7 protein-coding genes and 1 pseudogene are annotated in these 6,216 nt (G+C 38.3%); all 8 read left to right on the top strand.

Annotated elements, in window-relative coordinates:
- Nucleotides 1-944 precede the first annotated feature (944 nt).
- Nucleotides 945-2,009: an AI-2E family transporter gene (locus A9239_RS10620; RefSeq protein WP_048155220.1), complete on the top strand. Its 1,065-nt coding sequence runs from the start codon at nt 945-947 to the stop codon at nt 2,007-2,009.
- A 353-nt stretch (nt 2,010-2,362) separates the two neighbouring features.
- Complete coding sequence (locus tag A9239_RS10615) at nt 2,363-2,923, top strand: DUF1269 domain-containing protein (protein ID WP_048118315.1); 561 nt, start codon at nt 2,363-2,365, stop codon at nt 2,921-2,923.
- Between the two features lie 100 nt (nt 2,924-3,023).
- Nucleotides 3,024-3,249 (top strand): annotated as a pseudogene (locus A9239_RS10610) (IS5/IS1182 family transposase); the annotation flags it as partial.
- A gap of 350 nt (nt 3,250-3,599) precedes the next feature.
- Nucleotides 3,600-3,788 (top strand): hypothetical protein, encoded by a 189-nt coding sequence (locus A9239_RS10605; protein ID WP_048118320.1) that lies wholly within the window; start codon nt 3,600-3,602, stop codon nt 3,786-3,788.
- Nucleotides 3,785-4,066: a type II toxin-antitoxin system RelE/ParE family toxin gene (locus A9239_RS10600; protein ID WP_048118322.1), complete on the top strand. Its 282-nt coding sequence runs from the start codon at nt 3,785-3,787 to the stop codon at nt 4,064-4,066. The genes A9239_RS10605 and A9239_RS10600 overlap by 4 nt, the downstream gene beginning before the upstream one ends.
- A gap of 286 nt (nt 4,067-4,352) precedes the next feature.
- On the top strand, nt 4,353-4,580 hold the full coding sequence (locus A9239_RS20475) for an ATP-binding cassette domain-containing protein (RefSeq protein WP_255361939.1): 228 nt from the start codon (nt 4,353-4,355) through the stop codon (nt 4,578-4,580).
- Complete coding sequence (locus A9239_RS20780) at nt 4,507-4,809, top strand: ATP-binding cassette domain-containing protein (RefSeq protein ID WP_329957113.1); 303 nt, start codon at nt 4,507-4,509, stop codon at nt 4,807-4,809. Before A9239_RS20475 ends, A9239_RS20780 begins: the two co-directional genes overlap by 74 nt.
- A gap of 263 nt (nt 4,810-5,072) precedes the next feature.
- On the top strand, nt 5,073-5,810 hold the full coding sequence (locus A9239_RS10590; protein WP_048118325.1) for a M48 family metallopeptidase: 738 nt from the start codon (nt 5,073-5,075) through the stop codon (nt 5,808-5,810).
- Nucleotides 5,811-6,216: the final 406 nt, after the last annotated feature.

Below are 6,216 nucleotides of genomic sequence, written 5' to 3'. Positions count from 1 at the left end.
GCGAGCACAGGCTGTCGCTTGCCTACTGGAATGAGTACCTGAACAAGACGCATAATATAATTATATATATAATATCTATTTCATACAAATTAGTTTCAAGAAATATTTGCAGTTAATCGAATCCTATAGATTGGTTTCAAAAAATATTTGCAGCTAATCGAATCCTATAGATTGGCTTCAAGAAATATTTGCAGCTAATCGAATCTTATAGATTTGAACATAAAAACATGTTATTGTTCAGATACCATCTCAAAAACCGGATGAAAAAGTAAGGTAAAAACATTGCTGTAGATTAGCATGAAAATGCTGCCACCTGCAAGCATTTTCATTGCTTGCGCATGTTATTCAAAGAATATCATGTGCGTTTACTGTGATTATTTGTTTTGATCCAATGTTTTTAATTTTAGAACTTATTTTGAAATACCTGCGTGAATCCGTTGTCTATGGAAAGGAAACTATAACACGAGATGTTCAGGATCCTGCTTAATTTAAAGGAACTCGGTGTAAGGAAAGAAAACTTCCTTGAATTTCTGCCGATAATGCCATACAGGACATCTTCAGGCTCACTTTTGCGGGCAAAAGGTATCGTATTATAGCGATACTCTGTGATTTAATTCATAGTTTTCCTTAAAGTTCACAATGATATCTTAAGCCCATAAAAATGCAAGATATTATAAATCAATTTGAATATATATTTTTCATCTATTTGCTCATGAGAATAGGTGTGGGGCACTTCGAAGAGCCATTAGTTTGAACTAGATTTGGGAGCAGGTTCGAGTGTTATTATGGTTTCAGGGGTTGGAAAGCTAACCAGATACTCCTCCACTATTCTACAAAGGTTATCGGATACATTATTTATCTGGAGGCATTAATCAACCTGCGTTAACGGGTTATGAAAAAAAGAATCAGCTTACTGTAAAATGACATGGGGGGAATTGTAAAATATGAAAATAAATAGAATCTCGGTACCTGCTGAGATTTTAGTGTACAGTACTTTTGCTGTTATCCTGACAATAGGAATGAGGGAAATATCCTCTATACTCACAACCGTATTTTTCTCAATCTTCGTTGCACTGATACTTACCCCACCTGTCCGCTGGTTCAATCGAAAAGGTATTCCAGGAGTACTGAGTGTGCTTCTGGTAATTTTATTATTAACCCTAATTATCTCGCTTTTCGGGGCAGTGGTTGTAGGAGCTGCAATCCAGATTGGAAACCAACTTCCAAACTATCAGAGTCAGTTGGCAGAGATCCTGGACAAACTGTCACCATATCTTCCATCTACCGAAGAACTATCCCTGCAGTCTATTCTTCGTGGTATTGCATCACTTGCAGTTAGCCTCACGGTAAGCGCCCTTAACGGACTCATAAATGCCGGGACAACAGTTGGAATAATCATAGTCACAGCAGCATTTTTGCTGCTGGGTGCTGCCGGAGCTCAGGAAAAAACAGAACAAAAGGCTGAAGAACAGCTCGCACTCGAATCACGTCTGAATAAATTTGGTAAGGGTCTGATAGAGTTTATTGTTATAAGAACAGAAGTAAATCTTGTTACAGCCATTGGAATTGCAGTTATTCTCCTTATAGGAGGCATCGACTTTGCGGTTTTCTGGGGCATCATGGCATTTTTTCTAGGTTATATTCCTTACATAGGTCTGGCTTTAACTACAATCCCACCTGCGTTCTTCGGGCTTCTCCAGTATGGGCTTGTAGGGGCTCTGGCTGTTATTATCGCTATCTCGATAGTCAATGCACTCACGGAAAACGTAATCTTTCCTTCACTCGCAGGAAAAGGCTTGAAACTATCTCCAGCTATTGTATTTCTGTCCCTTCTCTACTGGAATTATGTGTTTGGAGCTACAGGAATGCTGCTTGCCACGCCTCTTACCATGATTTTGAAGATCATCCTGGAGAGTTTTAATGAAACCAGATGGCTTGCCGGATTTATGGGCCCGGTAGGAAACGAAGCAGAAGCTAAGGAAAGTACAGGGCAGGAAAAAGAAAATTAAATCCGGACCGATGAAGAGATACTCGGAAGCTATCGGTTTTGTAAAGATACAAAAAATCCGTCTATATTTTAATCCGTCTATATTTTTTGCCTGTTCACTCGTAATCTTAACCCGAATATTAGATATGCTAGTTTATATATATATTTAATTTTATATATTTTTTGTATTAATACTACCTGTTAATACTATTGTAATTGTCTTTTGATTGTAGAGTTCCTGAAAGAGGGGGAAGAAGACTACAGGAACTGTACGAGATTTCATATCTCATTCATGTGGTCACCAGTTAGCCGTGAAAAGCAGCGCAGCATAAACTGCACAGCAGAAGCAGAACTTCGAATAGGGGGAGTAAATAAATGGATGAAGTACTGTATGGACCAATGCAGCTCTTAGTTATAGTATTCGACAATCCGAACTTCCACGGCCAGATCCGCCGTGAACTTGACTCAGTCATGAATAAAGGAATGGTCAGGCTTATTGATTTGTTGTTTATATGGAAAGACGAAGCTGGGAATATCAAGTCTCTTGAGACTACACAACTGGATGAAGAAGAAAAAATGCGTTTTGGCGCTGTCGTAGGGGGGCTTATCGGGTATGGAGCTGGCGGTGAAGAAGGAGCTAGGGGAGGCACAGAGGCAGGACTCCTGGCAGCAGCCCAGGAGAATTATGGAATCACTGAAGAAGATATTCTGGAGATAACTGAGGCTATACCTGAAGGTACTGCTGCTGCTATTCTTATTATCGAACACCTATGGGCAAAAAACCTAAAACAGGCAATCAGAGATGCAGGGGGCGTGATGGTCTCCCAGGGTATGCTCACACCCGAGCTGCTCATTGCAGTTGGGGAAGAACTGACAGAAGCTGTTAAATTTGCAGAGAAAAAGAAAAAAGGGCCTCAAGCAGCAGCTGCATTCTGAAAGGTTGATTCTGAAAGGTTGATTCTGAAAGGTTGATTCCGAAAGGTTGATTCTGAAAGATTGATTCTGAAGGGGTGCACGCTCAAATTTAGGTATGGCAAAAAATACACTGGGATATAAGCCAACAATAATGCTTTCAGATACAGGTATTTTCAGATGAAAATCTGGAATTTTTACTGGAAGAAGGTATTGATGCCTATATCCCTAATAATTTGTATAAAGCTGATAAGAAGGAAAAACAGGAAGTTCAGAAAATCTTTCTTAAATACGATAAAGAAAAAGACTGTTATTATTGTCCTGCTGCATTTGAGATTCCTTTTAAAAGAAATGATAGGGGGAGAAATTAAGGCTGGAATAAAGAGAAAATTCGAGCTAGAATAGCAAATAAGCTATGTTGATCTATGAAAATTAATCTGTTCTTGTTGAAATCAATTAAAAATTGAAATGGGCATTACTCAATTGTACAGTTCAAAATGATTTTGATATAGTTTTAAGAACTAGTTTTTAATGAAAAACTAGTTTTTAAGTTTTTTTCAAGATTTAATTATCATGATTAAATATAGCTATTTTATAGAAACCGTCCTATTAAAGTATATCTTTAAACATAGTTCTAATAAAACCTTAAAACTTAAAAGGAATTTCCTGAAATCTTTATAAACCAATTGCGCTGGTGGGTATGACACTTACGGAAATTTTCAACCAGCTAACAGAGCTTGAGAAAAAATTTAATGAGATCAAGTACCCGCTTGAAACTGCTTTTCAGCCATCTTTCTCTTTTAAAATACGTAAAGCAGAACAGGATAGTTTGATCAACCGGCTGCCTGCTTTTGAGCTTGATGAACTTTTCGAGAAGGTAGAGGAATGACATACAAAGTAGCCCTTCATCCCTCAGTCTGCAAAAACCTTAAAAATTTGTATAGACTTGACAGGCCAGGTTATGATTACGTGAAACACCGCCTCCGACTTCTGGCTTACAGGCCGGAAATGGGCATTCCCCTTGAAGCCGAGTTTGAAGATAAATGGAGAATTCATATCGGACCCTTCGTGCTGGTCTATACTTTTGACCGTGATACAAATATCCTTACCATGTTAGTTTTTGAGCATTACACGCGGGCATATAACATGCATACTGCTTATGCGTGAATCGAGGTGAATATAGTAAAGACAGACTTTGTGAGTACTGTTTTTGGTCAAGTGCTGTTTTTTGGCCAAGCTTTTTTGAAAAAAGGTTGTGATATACATCACCTGTACTATTTTTTTGTCAAGCTTTTTTTGAAAAATAGATTGTGAGAATGATTTAAGTTTTAAACACAGTATCAGGATATATGCAAGCAATTGAGGTATCTCATCTAATCAAGAAATTTGGTTCTCTTACCACACACTCAATGATATTAGTTTCTCAGTTGGTGAGGGAGAAACATTTGGTTTTTTGGGTCCCAACGGCGCTGGCAAGACCACTACCATTCGTATTTTGTCCGGAGTTTCAAGACCGACGTCGGGAACTGCAGCTATTTTTGGCCATGATATTGAGCACGGCACTATTGCCGCACGGCAGTCAATGGGCATAGTGTACGAAAATTCAAATGTTTATGACGACCTTACTGCATGGCAGAAAATGGTGCTTTCCGACGAACTCTACCATGTGGGGCGGAAATAAAGAGAAAACGAGGCAGAGGAACTGCTCAAAAAGTTTAAATTATACAACCGGCGCAACGACAAAACTCACGTTTTTTTCAAAGGGGATGAAACGACGTCTTACGCTTGCAATGGGACTGGTTAATAGTCCACGTTTGCTGTTTATGGATGAACCAACCTCAGGTCTCGATGTCAATACCCAGGATTGGCAGGCAGATCTCAATGGTGTCGCCTCTTACCTGTGGAAATGATATGATTGAGTATGCAATACCGGTAAATCGTTATTTCCACCACTATTGGATATTCTGGCGCTCATAATATTCATCCTGATCTTTCAGGTAACGGCAACTACCTTTACAAAAAATTCAATGGATGAAAAGGACAAATCAAATCTGGATAGGAAGTAATTAAGGAAACACAAAGAACAAAAAAGAACAAAAGAACAAAAATAAAAACAAGAGAACAATAAAAGAACAATTGAATTGAAAACTCGTTATAATTCGAGGAAACCGAAATGAGGAAAAACGATAGGGTCAGTGCCTGTGGCAAGACTATAAATTACGAGATAGTGTACAGCAAAAAGCGAAAGAGAGCAGCTATTTTAGTCCGCCCGGACATGAGAGTCGAGTTTCGAGCACCTCAGGGTCTAAGTGCGGATACTATTCGGGGAATGGTTGAAGGAAAAGCCCAGTGGATATTTAAAAAGCTTGAATGGTTTGAGGCAAACAGACTGCCTGATCAAAAAAAGCAGTATTGTGAAGGGGAAGTTTATCTTTATCTGGGCAGAGAATGTCCTCTGAGAATCACATTCGTGAATGACATTAAAAAACCTCTGGCTTTTTTCAAGAATTCCGAACTCACGGTTGAGATTTCTGAGAATACTTCTGAAGATCAGCTTCCTTTTCTGGTAAAAGAAGCTGTCTGGAACTTTTATAGCAAACGTGCCGAAGAGGAAGTTGAAAAGCTTCTGAAGATTTACTCAAAAAAATTCGGGGTATCCACTCCGGTTTTTATGGTAAAGTACCAGAAAAAGCGCTGGGGAAGCTGTTCTGCAAAGAATGTATTGAGGATAAATTTCCAGCTTATGATGGGCCCGCCGAAGCAGCTTGAGTACGTAGTAGTGCACGAACTCTGCCACGTAAAAGAGAAAAATCATTCTGCAAGGTTCTGGAAACTTGTCCGAGAACTCATGCCTGATTATGAAAAATACAGGAATAGCTTGAAAATAGACGGCTGGAAATATGTACTTTGAAGCCAGTATAACTACTTTATGAACGGTTTGTAACTCTATGGGTGGTTTGTAACTCTATGGGTGGTTTGTAACTCTATGAGTGGTTTGTAACTTTATAACTTGAAACACTGAATGTAATGAAAAATTACAGACTTATCCAACTTGCAGTATAAAATTTATTAATAACACAATATATAAAAGTATAGTATACTTTTTGATCCCACTTTCCGCAGATGTCTGATAAATTCCACTATTTTTCCCGACATCGTTTTTTTCAATATATCTATCTATTATTTTAAATTGTATTTCTTAGTTCACTCATTCATTTAAACATTATATATTCAGTAAAGGTTTTATATTCAGTAAAGGTTTTCCTTCTTGTTTTTTGGTAGCAACAATTGAGATCTCAGACAATCTCAATACTAAA

The sequence above is a fragment of the Methanosarcina sp. A14 genome (assembly GCF_001729375.1).
GTDB lineage: Archaea > Halobacteriota > Methanosarcinia > Methanosarcinales > Methanosarcinaceae > Methanosarcina > Methanosarcina barkeri.
This window is presented reverse-complemented; position numbering and strand designations above follow the sequence as displayed.